The following is a 17,556-nucleotide window of genomic DNA, read 5'->3' as shown; positions in this document are numbered from 1 at the left end:
GCGAGAGTGAACGACTAGTTCTTCTCGTTGAGGAGAGCGTCGATCTTCGTGTCGTACTCCTGGGCGAGAGCCTTCAGGTCCGACGCGTCGCGGATCTTGGAGAAGAACTCCTCCATGACGTTCGCGGCCTCGACCTTGGCCCAGCCCGGCGCGGCCGGGGTGAGCTTGGAGTTGGACGCGGACTCGATGAGCGCCTTCGCGAACTGGTCGTCGCCGAGCGAGGACATGTAGTCCGAGTTCGCCGGGCCGAGGCCGTTCTTGCCGAGCATCTCCTGGTACTCCTTCGAGAAGATGATCTTCAGGAGGGTCTTGGACAGGCCCGGGTTCTTGGACTTGGCCGAGATGCCGATGTTCGAGCCGCCGGCGAAGACCGGGGCGGGCTTGCCGTCGTTGCCCGGCAGGACGAACGTGCCGAACGTCTGGTCGTTCCAGGTGCGGACCGGCTTGCCGTCCTTCTCGGACAGGTCGCCGATGGACCAGTGCGCCCATCCCGGCGCCATGATCGTGGCGGCGGCGAGCGAGGTGTCACCGGTCTTGTTGCCGGTGGCGTCGACCGTCTGGTCGCTGTCGTTCAGGTAGATGTACTGGTTCGAGTCCTTGGCGTCGTTCGGGGCCTTGGACGCGTTCTTGTAGATGTCCTGCAGCTGCTGCAGACCCTTCAGCGAACCCTCGGAGTCGAGCGTGGCCTCCCACTTGTCGCCCTGCTTCTTGGCGATGTCTCCACCGTTGGCGAAGATCCAGGAGATGCCGTCGCGCCAGTCCTGACCGCCGAGGAAGAAGCCGGAGAAGTTCGGGATCGCCTTCGGGTTCTTCGCGGTGATGTCGGCGACCGTGGTGTTGAACTGGTCGAGCGTGGTCGGCACGGTGGCGCCGGCCGCCGCGTAGACGTCCTTGCGGTAGAACATGTAGCGCGAGCCGAAGTAGTACGGCAGCGTGTAGTTCTTGCCGTCGACCTTTCCGGCGTCCACGAAGGACTGGAGCAGCTTGTCGCCGCCGAGGTCCTTGTACTCGTCGGAGATGTCGAGGAACGCGCCGACGTTGGTGAACGTCGGGGACTGGGTGTTGCCCATCTCGGTCACGTCCGGCGTGTTGTTCGCGTCGGGGAGGGCCGTGGTGAGCTTGGTGACGATGTCGCCCCAGTCCTGCTGCTCGATCTTGAGCGTCGCGCCGGTCTCCTTGTTGAACTCGGTCTTGAGGTAGTTGCGCAGCTCATCCGGGGTGTCGGAGCCGACCAGCCACAGGGTGACCGTCTTGCCCTTCCCGTCGGTGCTGGGCGCCGATGATCCGCCGGAGGCGCATCCCGCGAGCACGAGAGCGGAAGCTGTAGCCACAGCGGCGAGGCCGACGAGCTTTCTCTTCATTGCACTGTCCTTTCAAAAATGATCGGGCTTTGTTCAGGTGGTCAGTGTGTGCGGTTGCCACACCGTGGTGCAGGGGTCGGTGGATCCGGATTGCTGTGTTACGAGACCCCGAGCCGTCCGGAGAGGACGAGTACGGCCGCGCCGCGCAAGACGATGTCCTGCCCCTGCGTGGTCATCCGGAGCGCGAGGTCGGCGTGGTTCTCGGCCATCGTCCGGCTCCGGAGCGTGTGGATGGTCGCCTCGGCGAGGGGGCCATCGAGAAGGTCCGTCGGGCCGCTGAGCACGATCTCCGACAGGTTGAGGGCGCCCACGACGGGGGCGAGGGCGATGCCGAGGCGCTGGCCGGCCTCGCGGAGAGCCGGCGTGACGTCCGCGCCGGAGGCCTGGGCCTGCGCCATCCCGCGCCGCAGCTGCGGGACGCTGAGCCAGTGCTCGAGCACCTGGTCGCGGCTGTAGGTGGCCTCGAGCCCGAGGTCCGTCCCGACCATGACCTGGCCGATCTCGCCCGCGGCGAAGTGGCTGCCGTAGACGAGGGCACCGGCGACGATCAGTCCGGCGCCGATACCGTGGCCGACCCGGATGAGCATGAGGTCGCCGGTCGCGCCGCCGTAGCTGTGCTCGGCGAGCACCGCGGCGTTGGCGTCATTGGCGACGATGACGGGCAGGCCGGTGGCGGCCTGGAGTTCCGCCTGGAGCGCGAGCCCGTGCCAGCCGAGGTTGGGGGCGGTGAGGATGGTGCCGGCGAGGTCGACGACGCCGGGCGAGCCCACACCGATCCCCAGTACGGGCGCGGTCGCGAGCCGGACCAGGTCTTCGACGAGGGCGCGGACCTTCGCGGTGGCCGCATCGCCGGTCGCGCTCTCGAGCGGCACCTCGGCCGAGGCGAGGATGGCCCCGTCGAGGTCCATCACCGCGCCGCGGAAGCGGTCGTGGTCGCTGAGGTCGACGCCGATGATCTGGTGGGCCGTGCGATTGATGTCCAGGAGCACGGCGGGCTTGCCCGGACGGGCGGACTCGCGCTGCCCCAGCTCGACGACCAGCCCCTCGGCGATGAGCTCGGCGACCAGGTCGGAGACGGTGACCCGGGTCAGGCCCGTCTCGCGGGCGATGTCGGCGCGGCTGAGCTCCCCCGAGCGGAACAGCGTCTGCAGGACGAGCGAGCGGTTGTGGCTGCGGGCGTGCTCCGGGAGCACCTTGGCCTGCGGTCGCAGCGCGCGGCCCGGGACGAGCGCCGCGCCGGTGACGCCGGCACCGGTCGCGCCGGTCGCGGTGCCGGCGACGGTCGTGCCATGCACGGCCACGACGCCCGGGACCACGGTCGCATCTGCGGCGATGGGAGCGGCTGTCGCGGCTCCCATTCCCTGCGTCTTCGTCGTGGTCATGTTTGTTAGTAAAGCTTACGAACAAAAGAATTGCAAGCAGAATTTCGGACGGAATTCACGTGGCGTTCGCCAGGGCGGGCGGAGTGCACTCAGCCCGCCCCGCGGATCAGAACGCCCAGTCCTCGTCCTCCGTCTCCACCGCGGTCCCGATGACGTACGACGACCCCGATCCGGAAAAGAAGTCGTGGTTCTCGTCGGCGTTGGGCGAGAGGGCGGACAGGATGGCCGGGTTCACGGCGGTCGCCGCGGCCGGGAAGAGCGCCTCGTAGCCGAGGTTCATCAACGCCTTGTTCGCGTTGTAGGCGAGGAACTTGGTGACGTCGTCCGTCAGGCCGACGCCGTCGTAGAGGTCGGCCGTGTACTCCAGCTCGTTCTCGTAGAGGTCCTGGAGCAGCGCGTACGTGTAGTCCTTCAGCTCCTGACGCGTGCGCTCCCCCACGCGCTCGAGCCCGCGCTGGTACTTGTAGCCGATGTAGTAGCCGTGCACGGCCTCGTCGCGGATGATCAACCGGATGAGATCGGCCGTGTTCGTGAGCGTCGCCCGACTCGACCAGTACATCGGCAGGTAGAAGCCGGAGTAGAACAGGAACGATTCCAGGAGGGTCGACGCGACCTTGCGCTTCAGCGGGTCGTCGCCGGTGTAGTAGTCGAGCACGATCCGCGCCTTCGTCTGCAGCGCCCCGTTCTCGGTCGACCAGTCGAATGCGGCGTCGATCTCGGGCGTGGAGGCGAGCGTCGAGAAGATCGACGAGTAGCTCTTGGCGTGCACCGACTCCATGAACGCGATGTTCGTGTAGACGGCCTCCTCGTGCGGGGTGAGGGAATCCGGGATGAGCGAGACGGCGCCGACGGTCCCCTGGATCGTGTCGAGCAGGGTCAGCCCGGTGAACACCCGCATGGTCAGCGTCTGCTGCTCCGGGGTGAGCGTCGCCCAGGACTGCACATCACCCGAGAGCGGCACCTTCTCGGGCAGCCAGAAGTTGGCGGTGAGGCGGTTCCACACCTCGACGTCCTTCTCGTCCTCCACCCTGTTCCAGTTGATGGCGTCGACGCGCCGGATGAGCGCGGCCTTCTCGGTCATGGTTCTCCTCGTTCGTTGGTGTGGTTCGTGTGATTCGTGCAGGTCGCGCACGGCGCGCAGGGTCAGAGCATGCAGCTGACGCAGCCCTCGACCTCCGTGCCCTCCAGGGCGAGCTGCCGGATGCGCACGTAGTAGATCGACTTCACACCCGACCGCCAGGCGTGGATCTGCGCCCGGTTGATATCCCGGGTCGTGGCGGTGTCGGGGAAGAACAGGGTGAGCGACAGCCCCTGGTCCACGTGCTGGGTCGCCGCGGCGTAGGTGTCGACGATCTTCTCGGGCCCGATCTCGTACGCGTCGCGGTAGTACTCGAGGTTGTCGTTCGTGAGGAACGGCGCCGGGTAGTAGACCCGGCCGAGCTTGCCCTCCTTGCGGATCTCGACCTTCGAGGCGATCGGGTGGATGGACGACGTCGCGTTGTTGATGTACGAGATCGAGCCGGTGGGCGGCACGGCCTGCAGGTTCTGGTTGTAGAGCCCGTGCTCGCGCACGCTGTCGCGTAGCGCCTCCCACTCGGCGATCGTCGGGATGCTCACGCCCGCCTCCGCGAAGAGCGCACGCACACGATCCGTCGCCGGCTCCCAGGCCCGGTCGGTGTACTTCTCGAAGAACGCGCCGGAGGCATAGGCCGACTCGGCGAAGCCGCCGAACGTCTCCCCACGCTCGATGGCGATCCGGTTGGAGGCGCGGAGGGCGTGGAACAGCACCGTGCAGAAGTAGATGTTCGTGAAGTCGATCCCCTCCGCGCTTCCGTAGTGGATGCGCTCCCGCGCCAGGTAGCCGTGCAGGTTCATCTGCCCGAGCCCGATGGCGTGGGCGCTGTCGTTGCCCCGCTCGACCGACGGCACAGCAGACAACCGGCTCTGGTCCGAGACGGCCGAGAGAGCGCGGACCGCCGTCTCCACGGTCAGCCCGAAGTCGGGCGAGTCCATCGCCATCGCGATGTTCAGCGAGCCGAGGTTGCACGAGATGTCGGTACCGACGTGCTGGTAGGTGAGGTCGTCGGAGTAGGTACTCGGGCTGTTCACCTGCAGGATCTCGGAGCACAGGTTCGACATGTTGATGCGCCCGGCGATCGGGTTCGCGCGATTCACCGTGTCCTCGAAAACGATGTACGGATAGCCGGACTCGAACTGGATCTCGGCCAGCGTCTGGAAGAACGCGCGCGCGTCGATGGTGGTCTTCCGGATGCGCGGGTCGGCGACCAGTTCGTCGTACTTCTCGCTCACCGCGATGTCGCCGAACGGCACCCCGTAGACGCGCTCGACGTCGTACGGGCTGAACAGGTGCATCGGCCGGTTGTCGCGCGCGAGCTCGAACGTGATGTCGGGCACCACGACGCCGAGCGACAGCGTCTTGATGCGGATCTTCTCGTCCGCGTTCTCGCGCTTGGTGTCGAGGAAGCGCAGGATGTCGGGATGGTGCGCGCTGAGGTACACGGCACCGGCGCCCTGCCGCGCACCGAGCTGGTTCGCGTAGCTGAACGAGTCCTCCAGCAGCTTCATCACGGGGATGACGCCCGAGGACTGGTTGCGCACCTGCTTGATCGGGGCGCCCGCCTCCCGGATGTTGGAGAGGAGCAGGGCGACGCCGCCACCGCGTTTGGAGAGCTGCAGGGCCGAGGTGATCCCGCGCCCGATGGACTCCATGTTGTCCTCCATACGCAGCAGGAAGCACGAGACCAGCTCGCCGCGCTGCGCCTTGCCCGCGTTGAGGAACGTCGGCGTCGCCGGCTGGAACCGGCCCGCCATCATCTCGTCCACGAGGCGGCCGGCGAACTCCTCGTCGCCTGCCGCGAGGGTGAGCGCGACCATCACGACTCGATCCTCGAAGCGCTCGAGGTAGGTGCCGCCGTCGAAGCTCTTGAGGGCGTAAGAGGTGTGGAACTTGAACGCGCCGAGGAACGTCGCGAACCGGAAGCGGTGCGACTCGGCGCGGGACGTGAGACGCTCGACAGCAGCCACGGAGTACCGGCCCAGGACATCGGAGTCGTAGTAGTCGTTGTCGACCAGGTAGGCGAGGCGCTGCGCGACGGAGTCGAAGCGGAGGCTGTTGGGCAGGATGTGCTGGCGGAAGTACTCGCGCGCCGCCTCGTGATCGCGCTCGAACTGGATGCGTCCCTCCTCGTCGTAGAGGTTCAGCATCGCGTTGAGCGCGTGGTAGTCGGCCGCGGGAGCCTCCGCGCTCAGGGGTTCCGCAGTCAGGGTGTCGGCGGTCAGTGTCGCCACAGTGTCTCCAATCCGTTCTGGACCGCGGCGACGTCCTCGGCGGTGCCGAAGAGCTCGAAGCGGTAGTGGTGGGGCACGCCGCACTTCGCCGCGACGATGTCGCCGGCGATGCCGTAGGCGGGCCCGAAGTTGGTGTTGCCGGCGCCGATCACGCCGCGCAGGAGGCGGCGGTTGCCGTCGTCGTTGAGGAAGCGGATGACCTGTTTGGGCACGGCCGCCCGATCCTCTCCCCCGCCGTAGGTGGGGAGGACGAGGACGAACGGCTCGGTCGCGTGCAGCCGAGGCTCGTGCGCCCGCAGCGGGATGCGCTGCGCCGGGACGCCGACCTTCGTCACGAAGCGGTGCGTGTTCTCCGACACGGACGAGAAGTAGACGAGGCGACTCACGGCCCGGTCACTTCCCGAGCTTCGTCGCGACCCGTCCGATCAAGTCGGGCCGGAACCCCGACCAGTGCTCGTCGTCGGCCACGACGACGGGCGCCTGCGCGTAGCCCAGCGCGCGTACCGCGGCGAGTGCCGCGTCGTCCGTGGTGACGTCGACCACCTGGTAGTCGAGCCCCTTCCGATCGAGGGCCGTGTACGTGGCCGTGCACTGCACGCACGCGGGCTTGCTGTAGACGACGATGCTCATGTCTGCGCCTTTCAGGTCAAGGGGATGCCGGAGCGTTAACACTACATATAGGGGCGATGCGACACGCCGAGCACTAGATGATGTGTTTATTTCCGGCATTGACGCGCGCAGATCGGAAACACTATGAGGCAGCGTGCCGCCACCGGATACAGGAAAGGGCCCGGCGGACCGAAGTCCGCCGGGCCCTTCCCGGTGCACGTGGAGGCTAGGCGCCCATGCGCGTCTTGAGGTTGTCGCTGATCGACTCGAGGAACTCCTCGGTGGTCTGGAACGCCTGCTCGGGACCGACCAGGAGCGCGAGGTCCTTGGTCATCTTGCCCTCTTCGACCGTCTTCACGACCACGTCCTCGAGGGTGTGGGTGAAGTCGATGAGCTCCTGGTTGCCGTCGAGCTTGCCGCGGTGCGCGAGGCCGCGCGTCCAGGCGAAGATCGAGGCGATCGGGTTGGTCGAGGTGGCCTTGCCCTGCTGGTACTGGCGGTAGTGACGCGTGACGGTGCCGTGCGCGGCCTCCGCCTCGACGACCTTGCCGTCCGGCGTGGTCAGGACGGAGGTCATCAGACCGAGCGAGCCGAAGCCCTGCGCGACGGTGTCGGACTGCACGTCGCCGTCGTAGTTCTTGCAGGCCCAGACGTAGCCGCCCTCCCACTTGAGGCTGGAGGCGACCATGTCGTCGATCAGGCGGTGCTCGTAGGTGAGGCCGGCCGCGTCGAACTTCTCCTTGTACTCGGTGTCGAAGACCTCCTGGAACAGGTCCTTGAACCGGCCGTCGTAGGCCTTGAGGATCGTGTTCTTGGTGGAGAGGTACACCGGGTAGTTGCGGTCGAGGCCGTAGTTGAACGACGCGCGGGCGAAGTCGCGGATCGACTCGTCCTGGTTGTACATCGCGAGCGCGACGCCGGCGCCCGGGGCCTGGTAGACCTCGAAGCTCTTGGCCTCGCCGCCGTCGGTCGGCTGGAAGCTGAGGGTCAGCGTGCCGGGGCCGTCGAACGTGAAGTCGGTGGCGCGGTACTGGTCGCCGAAGGCGTGGCGGCCGATGATGATCGGCTTGTTCCAGCCCGGGACCAGGCGGGGGATGTTCGAGATGATGATCGGCTCGCGGAAGACCACGCCGCCGAGGATGTTGCGGATGGTGCCGTTCGGGCTCCGCCACATCTTCTTGAGGCCGAACTCCTCGACGCGGGCCTCGTCGGGGGTGATCGTGGCGCACTTGACGCCGACGCCGTGCTTCTGGATGGCGTGGGCCGCGTCGATCGTGATCTGGTCGTCGGTCTCGTCGCGCTTCTGGATGCCGAGGTCGTAGTACTCGAGGTCCACGTCGAGGTACGGGTGGATGAGCGAGTCCTTGATCGCCTTCCAGATGATGCGGGTCATCTCGTCGCCGTCGAGTTCGACGACCGTTCCTTCAACCTTGATCTTGTCCACTGGTTCTCCTGCTTCTCTGCCGTTTTCAGCCGGATACAGCTTACCTGAGCCGGATAACTATCTTGACATCGAGACACTTTGCCGTCGCAGACGCGTCCAGCGGAGGCGACTATGCCAGTGTCCCCCGCGCACGTTACCCTTTCGTCATGGCTGAGTTGAGACTGGAAGAGTTGAGCGCGCGTACCGTCGTCGCGGCGAACGCGCTCACGTTGAAGCCGGGGCAGGAGCAGTTCATCGCTCCGGTCTCCTACTCGGCCGCGGCCGCCGTCGCCGACCCCACCACCTCCTGGCAGCGCGTCGTGCTCGACGGCGACGAGGTCGTCGGCTTCATCATGGGCGACTTCAATCCCGAGGCCGAGCACGACGAGTTCAAGGCGATCCTCTGGCGCATCAACGTCGACGCCGACGATCAGGGGCGCGGAATCGGCACTTTCGCCGTGCGCAGCCTGGCCGACGAAGCACGCCGGCGCGGCCACGAGCAGCTCTTCGTGATCTGGGAGTCGGGCGAGCTCGGCCCCGAGCAGTTCTTCCTGCGAAGCGGCTTCCAGCCGGTCGGAGAGACTCAGTACGGCGAGACGATCGGTGCCCTCGCCCTCTGAGCCCGGCGCCGACTCCTTCGTCGAGCGCGTGCTCGACGTCGTCGACGCGATCCCTCCCGGCCGGGTGATGACCTACGGCGACGTGGCCGCGGTCCTCGGATCACGCGCGGCCCGGATGGTCGGGCAGATCATGGCGTACTACGGCTCGACGGTGCCGTGGTGGCGGGTCGTGCGGGCCAGCGGCCACCCGCCGGCGGACCATGAGCAGATCGCACTGGAGCACTACCGCGAGGAGGGCACGCCCCTGCTCGGCGGGCCTCGCGCGGACGGCACGGCGACGACCTACCGCGTCGACCTCCGCGCCGCACGCCATGAGCCGCGCTAACATCATCCTTCCGGCCGATGAAGCGCCCAGCTTGATGGTGTTGACTGGCCGGGATCGCATTCGCCACATCCACAGGAGCTACCCGTGCCTCGTCCCCGAACCGTCGGTCTGATCGCTGCGGCGTCCGCCGCGGCCCTCGTGCTGTCCGGATGCTCGGTCGTCGAGGCGTTCAGCCCGCACGTCGACGCGCAGATCTTCGACACCGCGAAGGAGTTCAAGGCCGCCAAGGTGTCCACGTTCGGCTCACCCACGTTCGTTCCGGACGACGCCACCATCATCCGCGTCGACTACGACACGCAGACCGGCGCCGCGATCCTGACCTACACGTCGCCCACGATCCTCGCCAAAGACGTCTGCTCGGGCGGGGGTCCGACGCCCAAGCCGGGGATCCAGGACAGCTGGTGGCCGGTCGACGGCATCCCCGAGAAGTCCACGACCTGTCCCGGCGGCTGGTCGGTCTTCTCTCTGGGCCAGCAGGTGTGGGCCTCGCTGCCCGCGAAGGGCAAGTAGCCCCTCTGCTCACGCGGGCTCGGCGGTCACCATTTCGGTGTCCGACACCGGGATGGAGAGCTCGAGGATCGTCCCCAGCCCCTCCACCGAGCGCAGTTCGGCGCGCCCGTTGACGGCCTCGACGCGGTCACGGATGCCCTCCAGACCGCCTCCCGGCTCGAAGCGTGCGCCGCCCTTGCCGTCGTCCTTGACCACGACCGTCACCGTGTCATCCGTGCGGGTCACGAGCACCGCGCAATTACGGGCGCCGGCGTGCTTGCCCGCGTTCGCCAGGCATTCCGAGACCGAGTAGTAGATCGTCTCCTCGATCACGTTCGCGAACCGGTCCGTCGTCTCCACGCGCACCTCCACCGGTAGATGACTGCGCTGGCCCAGCTCCTCCAGCGCCGACGTCAGATCGCCGTCGGTCAAGACGGTCGGATGGATGCCGCGCGCCAGCTCGCGCAGTTCGCGCAATGCGTCCGCGAGCTGGGCCGACGCCCGCTGAAGATCTCCCGCGACCTCCGTGTTCCCCGCCGACTCCGCCTTGGCCGTCGCAATGCGCAGGCTGATCGCGAGAGACACGAGCTGCTGCTGCGATCCGTCGTGCAGGTCGCGCTCCAGTCTCCGCCGGGCGAGATAGCCCTCTTCCACGATGCGCAGGCGCGACTGGCGGAGCTCCTGGATCGTGCGCTCCAACCTGCGGCGCAAGCGGTCGTTGTCGACCGAGAGCAGTAGTGCCGACGAGACCGCGTCGAGCAGCCGGTCGTCCTGGCTGAGGGCGATGTCGTGCTCGATGAGCGCGATCGGCCCCTGGTCGGAATCGATGGCCAGCGTCGAGCGACCGGGACGAGCACTCTCCCCCTCGCCCGGGATGCGGTCGCCGTCGCTGGTGAGGAACGCCTTGCCCTGCTCGTCCCACCAGTACACGCGGAGGGAGCTGTCGTGCAGCGTCCGCGCCAGGCTCGACTCCCACAGCGTGCGGTCGACCTTGTCGCGAGCCACGATGACCAGGTCGGCGACACGGGAGCGCAGACCCCGCGCATAGAAGACCCCGCCGACGAACGCGGGTGGGATGAGCGCGATCGCGAACGGCGGGATGAACTGCAGCCACCCGCCGTCCCAGCCGAGCGCGAAACTCAGGGAATCCTGCACGGTGCCGTAGCACCACAGCACGATCGCCAGCGGCATGACGAACGAGACGCGGCGAGCAGGGAGGGAGCTGGTGAACCAGCGCACCGCCAGCCGGACGGCGATCGTGAGCATCAGAGCGAGCCCGATCGCGCGCCAGGCGACGCCGAACCAGAAGTCGGCGTCGTCGCTCGGGAGCACGGCGTAGGCGTTCTGCACGCAGCCGCACTCGGTGGACGCGGGCGAGGTGAAGAGCAGCGTGCCGATGAAGCGGGCCGCGATGGCGGCGCTCCCCACGAGGAGGACGACCCGGTCGAACTGCGAGAAACGTCCAGTCGGATAGCACAGCACCAGCGCGCCGACGAAGATCGCCCACAGGTCGGTGACGCCCATCAGCAGGGGCCACAGCCAGCCGATGCCGCGCGCGAGGGGATACCACGCACCGGCCGACCAGAAGAGCGCGGCGCCGATCATCAGCCAGCCGGGCACGGGGCTCCGGACGGCCCGCCACGCGATGATCGCGCAGACCACGTACACCAACGCCACCGTGACGAACACGATGGCCCAGCCGAGCCCCTCCGGACGCGGTCCGTAGTCGCCGGTCAGGCCGCTGATGACCTGGGCCAGCACGTTCGACGCGATCGTGACGGTCACCGCGAGCGCGCGGAGCCACCTGCGCGCGACGTTCACCGCGCTCAGCCGTCCTTGCCGAGGAAGCGCAGCACCGCGAGGACCCGACGGTGGCCCTCTGCGGAGTCCTCGACGCCGAGCTTGGCCATGATGTGCCCGATGTGCGACTCGACGGTACGGAGGCTGAGGTGCAGCTCGGCGGCGATGCCGACGTTCGACTTGCCCTCGGCCATGCGGCTGAGCACGTCGAGTTCGCGGGCCGAGAGCGTCTCGACGGTGCGCTCGGACGAACGTGAGGAGACGAGCAGCTGCACGACCTCCGGGTCGACGACGGAGCCGCCTGCGGCAACGGTGCGCACCGCGTTGACGAGCGTCTCACCGTCGGCGACACGCTCCTTGAGCAGATAACCGGTGCCGCTTCCGGCGGTCATCGCGCGGATCGCGTACGCCGCTGTCGTGTACATCGAGAGCAGCAGGATTCCGACCGTCGACCCGTCGGCACGCAGCGATTCAAGGGCGCGCAACCCCTCGTCGGTGTGGGTCGGCGGCATCTTGATGTCGAGCACGACGGCGTCGATCCCATCGTCGGCCGCCACCAGGTCGAGCACTTCCTCGGCCGTGTCGACCGAGGCGACCACATCCACACCGCCCGCGCGCAGGATCTGTCCGATGCCTTCGCGGAGGAGAACCGCGTCGTCGGCGACCGCGACCCGAAGCGGGCGGGAATCAGAACTCTCTCCCGCTGCCACGGGCATTACCGTAGCAGACTGCGGATCGCCGGGCCGGTCAGGTCCCCTTTCGTGATGAACCCTTCTGCACCGCTGTCGGCCACCCGGCGACCGTAATCCCGGAAGGAGCGGCTGGAGGTGAGGACGACGGCCGCTCCGGTGGCGTGCATGTCGGCGACGAGGTCGAAGCCGCTGGCGTCGGGGAGGCCGACGTCGAGCAGCACGATGTCGGGAGCGAGCCGACGGCTCAGCTCCACCCCGCGGGCCCCGGTGTCGGCGTCGCCGACGACGGCGAACCGCTCCAATTGCAGCAGTTCGGCCGCCTGTGCACGGAAGCGCGCGTGGTCGTCGACGATCACAACGCGGAGGTACATGCATCCATCCTCCCCGGGTGTTGATCGATCCTCATCCGTGGACGCACGCAATCGGTTCGGGTGGCCCCCCGGATGCGGGTCAATCCCGCTCACGAGGATGATCTGAGACAAGCTCACCAATCCCGAGGAGAACCCGATGCCCGCCGTCACCCGAACCGCCGACCCGACCGGCGCCCCCGCGGCGCCTGCGGCGGGGACGGCGGGCGACCCCGGCGACCTCCCCCTCGTCGTGATCGACGTGGAACGAGCGGTCGCGCGTTACCTCGACCTGCGGACGGCATTTCCCTGGGTGGATGTCCACTACGACGTGAGCGCCCTCTCGCATCCCGCACTCCTGGACGCGATCGCCGCCGCCCAGGGCGCTTTCGAGGTGGCGCAGCCGGCCTCGCTGCAGACGGTCGTCACCTGCGAATCACGTCCGCGGCTGCTCCACACGGCTCCGATCACCGGTCTCCACGACGTCGAGACGGCGTATCGGGCCGGGGTGCGCCGATTCGTCGTCGACGGCGGCGCCGAGCTGTTCGCCTTCGCGGGTGCGCCGGACGATGTGCGACTGCTGCTCCGGCTCCGGTCGCTCGCGGATTCCCGCTGCGCGCACCGCGCTCGACGCGGCCTCGAGCCCGACGAGATCGTCCGCGCAGTGCGCGCGGCGGCCGAGCAGGGGGTGTGCGTCGGCGGCCTCTCCCTCCAGCTTCCGGCGCACTCCTCCCCCGCGGACTACGTCGCCGAGATCGTCCACGCCGCGGCCGTCACGGCCGATGTGCACTCCGCCACCGGCACACGATTCGACGTGCTGGACCTCGGCGACGGCTTCCCGGGCCGCGCGGTGTTCCGCCCGGTCGAGCAGGTCGAGCTCGCGCGAGCGATCCGCGCCATCGTCGCACCGGCGACGTCTCATGTCTCGATCATCGCGTCGGCCTCCCTCGCGGTCACAGCGGGCTGTCTCAGCGCCGTCGCAGGCACCGCCGAGCGCGACATCGATCCGTCGTACGCGAGCGAGTGCATCGACGCCGGCGCCGACGTCCTCGTGCTCGCGCACGACCTGCGCTCCGGGATTCTCGGGCGCTTCTCCTTCTTCCGCGGCGGCGCGGAGCGGGGACATCGCGTCCTCCGCCCGCGCCGGTCGCGCACGACCTGGTCGCCCGCGGGCTGACAACCCCTATACCGCGGGGGGATCATGGCGGAGGGGCGGTGCGTACCGATACGCACCGCCCCTCCGGAACCTTCAGACCAGCGAATCGCGCCAGGCTGCGTGCAGCTGGGCGAACCGGCCCGTTCCGGCGATCAGATCGTCGGGGGTGCCGTCCTCGACCACACGGCCGTGTTCCATCACGAGCACGCGGTCCGCGATCGCTACTGTCGACAGGCGGTGGGCGATGATCACGGCCGTGCGGTCGGCGAGCAGCGTCTGCAGCGCCTCCTGCACCAGGCGCTCGCTCGGGATGTCGAGCGAGCTGGTCGCCTCGTCCAGGATGAGCACCGCCGGGTCGGCGAGGAACGCCCGGGCGAACGAGATCAGCTGACGCTGACCCGCGGACACCCGGCCGCCGCGCTTGTTCACGTCCGTGTCGTACCCGCCGGGCAGACCCTCGATGAACTCGTGCGCGCCGACCGCCTTCGCCGCCCGCACGATCTCGTCCCGCGTCGCATCCGGTTTGCCGAGGGCGATGTTGTCCGCCACGGATCCGCTGAAGAGGTAGGCCTCCTGCGTCACCATGACGATGGCGCGCCGCAGGTCCTTCGGGTGCAGATCGCGCAGGTCGACGCCGTCGATCGAGACCTCGCCGTCGCTCGGGTCGTAGAACCGCGAGATCAGCTTGGCCAGGGTCGACTTGCCGGCACCGGTCGAACCCACGAGGGCGATCGTCTGCCCTGCCGGGATGTCCAGACTGAACTCCGGCAGGATGACGCGGTCCTCCTTGTAGGCGAAGGTGACGTCGTCGAACCGGACGTGCCCTTCGGCCGTCCACAGGTCGACCGGCTTCACCGGGTCGGGGACGCTCGGCTCTTCCTCCAGGACGCCCGAGATCTTCTCGAGCGCGGCGGCGGCCGACTGGTAGGAGTTGTAGAACATCGCCATCTCCTCCATCGGGTCGAAGAAGCGCCGTGTGTAGAGCAGGGCCGCCAGCAGCACGCCGATCGCGAGCTGGCCCTCCGCGACGCGGAACCCGCCGACCAGGAGGACGACGCCGACCGTCAGGTTGCCGATCATCACGAGGCCGGGGTCGAAGATCCCGAACAGCTGGATGACGCGCGCGTTCACGTCGCGGTAGTCCTCGACGAGGCCGCCGAACTCCTTCTCGTTGCGCTTCTCCTTGCGGAACGCCTTGACCGCGCGGATGCCCGTCATGGTCTCCACGAACTGCACGATGAGCTTCGCCGACGCCACCCGCGAGATGCGGAACAGCACCTGCGACCGCTTCTGGAACCAGCGCGTGAGCAGGTAGAGCGGCACGAGCGAGACCAGCAGCACGATGCCACTCACCCAGTCCAGCGCGAACAGGGCGATCGCGATGAACAGCATGTACAGGAAGCCCTGGACGAGCTGGTTGATGCCGGAGTCGAGCAGCTCGCGGATCGAGTCGAGGTCGCTCGTCTGGCGCGAGATGATGCGGCCCGACGTGTACGACTCGTGGAACTCGAGCGAGAGCCGCTGCGTGTGCAGGAACACCCGCTTGCGCAGGTCGATCAGGATCGCCTGGCTGATCCGCGCGCTCAGGATGGTGTACCAGGCGATCAGGACCGCGCCGATGATCCCCGTCACGAGGTAGGCGATTCCCGCGGCGGCGACGGGCATCCAGTTCTGCGACTGCAGGGCCGTGATGCCGTTGTCGATGCCGAAGGCGATGATCGCGGGGCCGGCCACCTGCCCGGCCGTGCTGACCACGACGACGATCGCCGTCAGGATCAGCCGGACGCGCAGGGGCTGCATGAGCGAGCCCAGCAGACGCAGCGAGCGTCTGCGGACCTGCCTGCTCTCCTCCTTCGTGAGGTCGTTGCGCTCTTCGCCTTCGACGCCCAGGACGGTTGCGGTGCTCACAGGTTCACCTCCTGCAGGATCTCTTCGTTCTCGTCGTCCTCCAAGCTGGAGATGACGAATCGGTAGTGCTCGCTCGTGGCGAGCAGGTCGTGGTGCGTTCCGACGGCCGTGATGCGACCCTCCTCCAGCAGCGCCACCCGGTCGGCCAGCGTCACCGTGGAGGGGCGATGCGCGACGATGAGGGCGGTGGTGGAGGCGAGGACGCGTCGCAGGGCGGCCTCGACGAGGGCCTCGGTGTCGACGTCGAGCGCCGACAGCGGGTCGTCCAGCACCAGCACGCTCGGCGCCGCGGCGACCGCACGCGCGAGCGCGAGGCGCTGACGCTGACCGCCGGAGAGGCTCAGCCCCTCCTCGCCGACCTTCGTGTCGAGCCCCTCGGGGAGGTCGTACACGAAGCCCGCCTGCGCGATCTCGAGCGCCTCGGTGAGCACGCGATCGGCCTCTGGGGAGGCCGGGTCGAGCTCGTCGCGGCCGAGCAGCACGTTGTCCCGCACGGAGGCCGAGAACAGGGTCGCGTCCTCGAACGCCATGGCGATGGCCTTGCGCAGGTCGTAGCGGGTCAGGTCGCGCACGTCCACGCCGTCGATGCGCACGGCGCCGCCGGTCACGTCGTACAGGCGCGTTGTGAGTGCGGTCAGGGTGGACTTGCCGCAACCGGTCAGGCCGACCAGCGCCATCGTCTCCCCCGGCTCCACCGTCAGGCGGATACCGTCCAGCAGGTCCGGGAACCGCTCCGGCGAGTCCTGGTACCGGAAGTGCACGTCGTCGAAGACGAGCTCGCCCTTCGGGTCCACGATCCGCTTCGGTTCGGCGGGGTCGGTGATCGTGTTGACCTCGTCCATGACCTCGAAGAAGCGGTCGGCCGCGGTGCGCGTGTCGAACGTCATCGAGAGCAGGAAGCCGATGGACTCGATCGGGAAGCGCAGCACCGTCGCGGTCGCGAAGAACGCGACCAGCTCGCCCACCGACAGCTGCCCCTGCGAGGCGAGCCACACGCCCACGACGAGGCTGATGCCGAACGCCACGTCGGGGATGAGCAGCAGCCAGAGCCAGATGCCTGCGATGGCCTTCGCCTTCTCGATCTCCGTGCCGCGCAGCTGCTCGGCCTGCGACGCGAAGTTCTTGAGGGCGTGCTTGCCCCGGCCGAACGCCTTGAGGACGCGGATGCCGTGCACCGACTCCTCCACCGCGGTGGCGAGGTCGCCGGCCTGGTCCTGGCTGCGGCGGGCGATGATCGAGTACTTCGCCTCGAACACGAACCCGTAGATCCACAGGGGGATGGAGCAGACCAGGAAGATCAGCCCGAGGATCCAGTTCCAGCTGATCAGGATGCCGAACCCGACGACGATCGTGACGACGTTGACGACGAGCAGCACGATGCCGAACGACAGCCACCGGCGGATCAGGCCGAGGTCGCTCACCGCTCGCGAGAGCAGCTGACCGCTCGGCCACCGGTCGTGGAACGCGACCGGGAGGTCCTGGAGCTTGGCGTACAGCCCGTTGCGCATGCGCGCCTCGACGTGCGTGCCCGGCGTGAGCACGAACCAGCGGCGCAGGGAGATGAACACGGCCTCCGCCGCGCCCAGTCCGACGACGAGCAGCGCCGCCGGCCAGACCGCCGAGGCGTCGCCGGTCGACAGCGGGCCATCGACCAGCCAGCGCAGCACCTGCGGGATGCTGAGCGCGACGAGGCTCGCCAGCAGCGCGGCGACCATGCCGAGCACGATGCGCGGCGCGGCCGACTTCGCGAACGGCAGGATGCGCAGCAGCGTGCGGACGGTGCCCGCGCGCTTCTTGTTCTCTTCTCTTTGAGGTGGGTGCTGATGTGTTTCAGCCATGAGACTTCCGTTTTCTAGTGATTTTCCGACTTCTGCGGCGGGTCACCGAGGACCCGCGGGAACAGTGCTGAGAGGTCGCCGCCGGGGTCGACGAAGGCACGCCGAAGTGTGCTCGACCCTCGAGAACAGTGCTGTCAGTGGGGCGGCGGCGACAGTCAGCCGGAGACGCAGACCTTCCTGGGACCTACCAGGTGCGGGCCGGCTCCGAGGACGCGCGCGCGACAAGTCCGAACACCGTCACGATTCGTGCGTATCCAGTCTTTTTCATTGCGTCCTCCCGGCCTCGATGCGTTCACG

At 68.1% G+C, this 17,556-nt stretch carries 16 protein-coding genes; 4 read left to right on the top strand and 12 right to left on the bottom strand.

Translation table 11 applies throughout. The features are described 5' to 3' along the window. Positions 1 to 14: 14 nt before the first annotated feature. The 7 genes from HNR14_RS13760 to HNR14_RS13730 form a co-directional block, all read right to left on the bottom strand. On the bottom strand, positions 15 to 1,361 hold the full coding sequence (locus tag HNR14_RS13760; protein WP_021762939.1) for an extracellular solute-binding protein: 1,347 nt from the start codon (positions 1,359 to 1,361) through the stop codon (positions 15 to 17). Between the two features lie 98 nt (positions 1,362 to 1,459). Continuing rightward, positions 1,460 to 2,743: an ROK family transcriptional regulator gene (locus HNR14_RS13755; protein WP_246311571.1), complete on the bottom strand. Its 1,284-nt coding sequence runs from the start codon at positions 2,741 to 2,743 to the stop codon at positions 1,460 to 1,462. Between the two features lie 106 nt (positions 2,744 to 2,849). Beyond that, positions 2,850 to 3,824: a class 1b ribonucleoside-diphosphate reductase subunit beta gene (gene nrdF, locus HNR14_RS13750; protein ID WP_179701486.1), complete on the bottom strand. Its 975-nt coding sequence runs from the start codon at positions 3,822 to 3,824 to the stop codon at positions 2,850 to 2,852. A 62-nt stretch (positions 3,825 to 3,886) separates the two neighbouring features. Continuing rightward, the gene (nrdE, locus tag HNR14_RS13745; protein WP_218875631.1) at positions 3,887 to 5,968 is read right to left on the bottom strand and encodes a class 1b ribonucleoside-diphosphate reductase subunit alpha; all 2,082 of its coding nucleotides are present in this window, start codon (positions 5,966 to 5,968) and stop codon (positions 3,887 to 3,889) included. 71 nt (positions 5,969 to 6,039) lie between these two features. After that, entirely contained in the window at positions 6,040 to 6,438 is a 399-nt protein-coding gene (nrdI, locus tag HNR14_RS13740) for a class Ib ribonucleoside-diphosphate reductase assembly flavoprotein NrdI (RefSeq protein ID WP_179701484.1), read from the bottom strand. Between the two features lie 7 nt (positions 6,439 to 6,445). Next, positions 6,446 to 6,682 (bottom strand): glutaredoxin-like protein NrdH, encoded by a 237-nt coding sequence (nrdH, locus tag HNR14_RS13735; RefSeq protein ID WP_021765659.1) that lies wholly within the window; start codon positions 6,680 to 6,682, stop codon positions 6,446 to 6,448. Between the two features lie 205 nt (positions 6,683 to 6,887). Further along, positions 6,888 to 8,105, bottom strand: a complete 1,218-nt coding sequence (locus HNR14_RS13730) for an NADP-dependent isocitrate dehydrogenase (RefSeq protein ID WP_021765660.1) — start codon at positions 8,103 to 8,105, stop codon at positions 6,888 to 6,890. Between the two features lie 146 nt (positions 8,106 to 8,251). On the opposite strand from HNR14_RS13730, the gene HNR14_RS13725 reads away from it, so the two are divergent. The 3 genes from HNR14_RS13725 to HNR14_RS13715 all read left to right on the top strand — a co-directional run bounded on the left by HNR14_RS13725 (position 8,252) and on the right by HNR14_RS13715 (position 9,539). After that, positions 8,252 to 8,704: a GNAT family N-acetyltransferase gene (locus HNR14_RS13725; protein WP_021765661.1), complete on the top strand. Its 453-nt coding sequence runs from the start codon at positions 8,252 to 8,254 to the stop codon at positions 8,702 to 8,704. Continuing rightward, positions 8,688 to 9,029, top strand: a complete 342-nt coding sequence (locus HNR14_RS13720; protein ID WP_179701483.1) for an MGMT family protein — start codon at positions 8,688 to 8,690, stop codon at positions 9,027 to 9,029. The genes HNR14_RS13725 and HNR14_RS13720 overlap by 17 nt, the downstream gene beginning before the upstream one ends. Before the next feature lie 84 nt (positions 9,030 to 9,113). Beyond that, complete coding sequence (locus tag HNR14_RS13715; RefSeq protein WP_179701482.1) at positions 9,114 to 9,539, top strand: hypothetical protein; 426 nt, start codon at positions 9,114 to 9,116, stop codon at positions 9,537 to 9,539. 9 nt (positions 9,540 to 9,548) lie between these two features. Here the strand turns inward: HNR14_RS13715 and HNR14_RS21395 are convergent, their stop codons facing one another. The 3 genes from HNR14_RS21395 to HNR14_RS13700 are packed head-to-tail and all read right to left on the bottom strand — an operon-like array spanning position 9,549 to position 12,381. Continuing rightward, positions 9,549 to 11,339 carry a sensor histidine kinase gene (locus HNR14_RS21395; protein WP_343064488.1) on the bottom strand — a complete coding sequence of 597 codons (1,791 nt, stop codon included), beginning with the start codon at positions 11,337 to 11,339 and terminating at the stop codon, positions 9,549 to 9,551. A gap of 5 nt (positions 11,340 to 11,344) precedes the next feature. Further along, positions 11,345 to 12,028 (bottom strand): response regulator transcription factor, encoded by a 684-nt coding sequence (locus HNR14_RS13705; protein WP_248616302.1) that lies wholly within the window; start codon positions 12,026 to 12,028, stop codon positions 11,345 to 11,347. 5 nt (positions 12,029 to 12,033) lie between these two features. Beyond that, a complete protein-coding gene (locus HNR14_RS13700; protein WP_021765666.1) occupies positions 12,034 to 12,381 on the bottom strand; it encodes a response regulator in 348 nt (115 codons plus the stop codon). A gap of 136 nt (positions 12,382 to 12,517) precedes the next feature. Between HNR14_RS13700 and HNR14_RS13695 the strand changes: the two genes are divergently transcribed. Beyond that, positions 12,518 to 13,534 (top strand): type III PLP-dependent enzyme domain-containing protein, encoded by a 1,017-nt coding sequence (locus tag HNR14_RS13695; protein WP_179701481.1) that lies wholly within the window; start codon positions 12,518 to 12,520, stop codon positions 13,532 to 13,534. 72 nt (positions 13,535 to 13,606) lie between these two features. Here the strand turns inward: HNR14_RS13695 and HNR14_RS13690 are convergent, their stop codons facing one another. Both HNR14_RS13690 and HNR14_RS13685 read right to left on the bottom strand, forming a co-directional pair. Further along, complete coding sequence (locus HNR14_RS13690; protein ID WP_179701480.1) at positions 13,607 to 15,421, bottom strand: ABC transporter transmembrane domain-containing protein; 1,815 nt, start codon at positions 15,419 to 15,421, stop codon at positions 13,607 to 13,609. After that, positions 15,418 to 17,259 (bottom strand): ABC transporter ATP-binding protein, encoded by a 1,842-nt coding sequence (locus HNR14_RS13685; protein ID WP_039924379.1) that lies wholly within the window; start codon positions 17,257 to 17,259, stop codon positions 15,418 to 15,420. The genes HNR14_RS13690 and HNR14_RS13685 overlap by 4 nt, the downstream gene beginning before the upstream one ends. Between the last annotated feature and the right edge of the window lie 297 nt (positions 17,260 to 17,556).

This window comes from Leifsonia naganoensis (assembly GCF_013410615.1).
GTDB classification, from domain to species: domain Bacteria; phylum Actinomycetota; class Actinomycetes; order Actinomycetales; family Microbacteriaceae; genus Leifsonia; species Leifsonia aquatica.
This window is presented reverse-complemented; position numbering and strand designations above follow the sequence as displayed.

Coding starts and splice junctions, on each gene's coding strand:
- nrdF (WP_179701486.1), bottom strand. CDS start 3,824: ATGACCGAGAAGGCCGCGCTCATCCGGCGCGTCGACGCCATCAACTGG.
- HNR14_RS13755 (WP_246311571.1), bottom strand. CDS start 2,743: ATGACCACGACGAAGACGCAGGGAATGGGAGCCGCGACAGCCGCTCCC.
- HNR14_RS13700 (WP_021765666.1), bottom strand. CDS start 12,381: ATGTACCTCCGCGTTGTGATCGTCGACGACCACGCGCGCTTCCGTGCA.
- HNR14_RS13760 (WP_021762939.1), bottom strand. CDS start 1,361: ATGAAGAGAAAGCTCGTCGGCCTCGCCGCTGTGGCTACAGCTTCCGCT.
- nrdH (WP_021765659.1), bottom strand. CDS start 6,682: ATGAGCATCGTCGTCTACAGCAAGCCCGCGTGCGTGCAGTGCACGGCC.
- nrdE (WP_218875631.1), bottom strand. CDS start 5,968: ATGCTGAACCTCTACGACGAGGAGGGACGCATCCAGTTCGAGCGCGAT.
- HNR14_RS13685 (WP_039924379.1), bottom strand. CDS start 17,259: ATGGCTGAAACACATCAGCACCCACCTCAAAGAGAAGAGAACAAGAAG.
- HNR14_RS13695 (WP_179701481.1), top strand. CDS start 12,518: ATGCCCGCCGTCACCCGAACCGCCGACCCGACCGGCGCCCCCGCGGCG.
- HNR14_RS13725 (WP_021765661.1), top strand. CDS start 8,252: ATGGCTGAGTTGAGACTGGAAGAGTTGAGCGCGCGTACCGTCGTCGCG.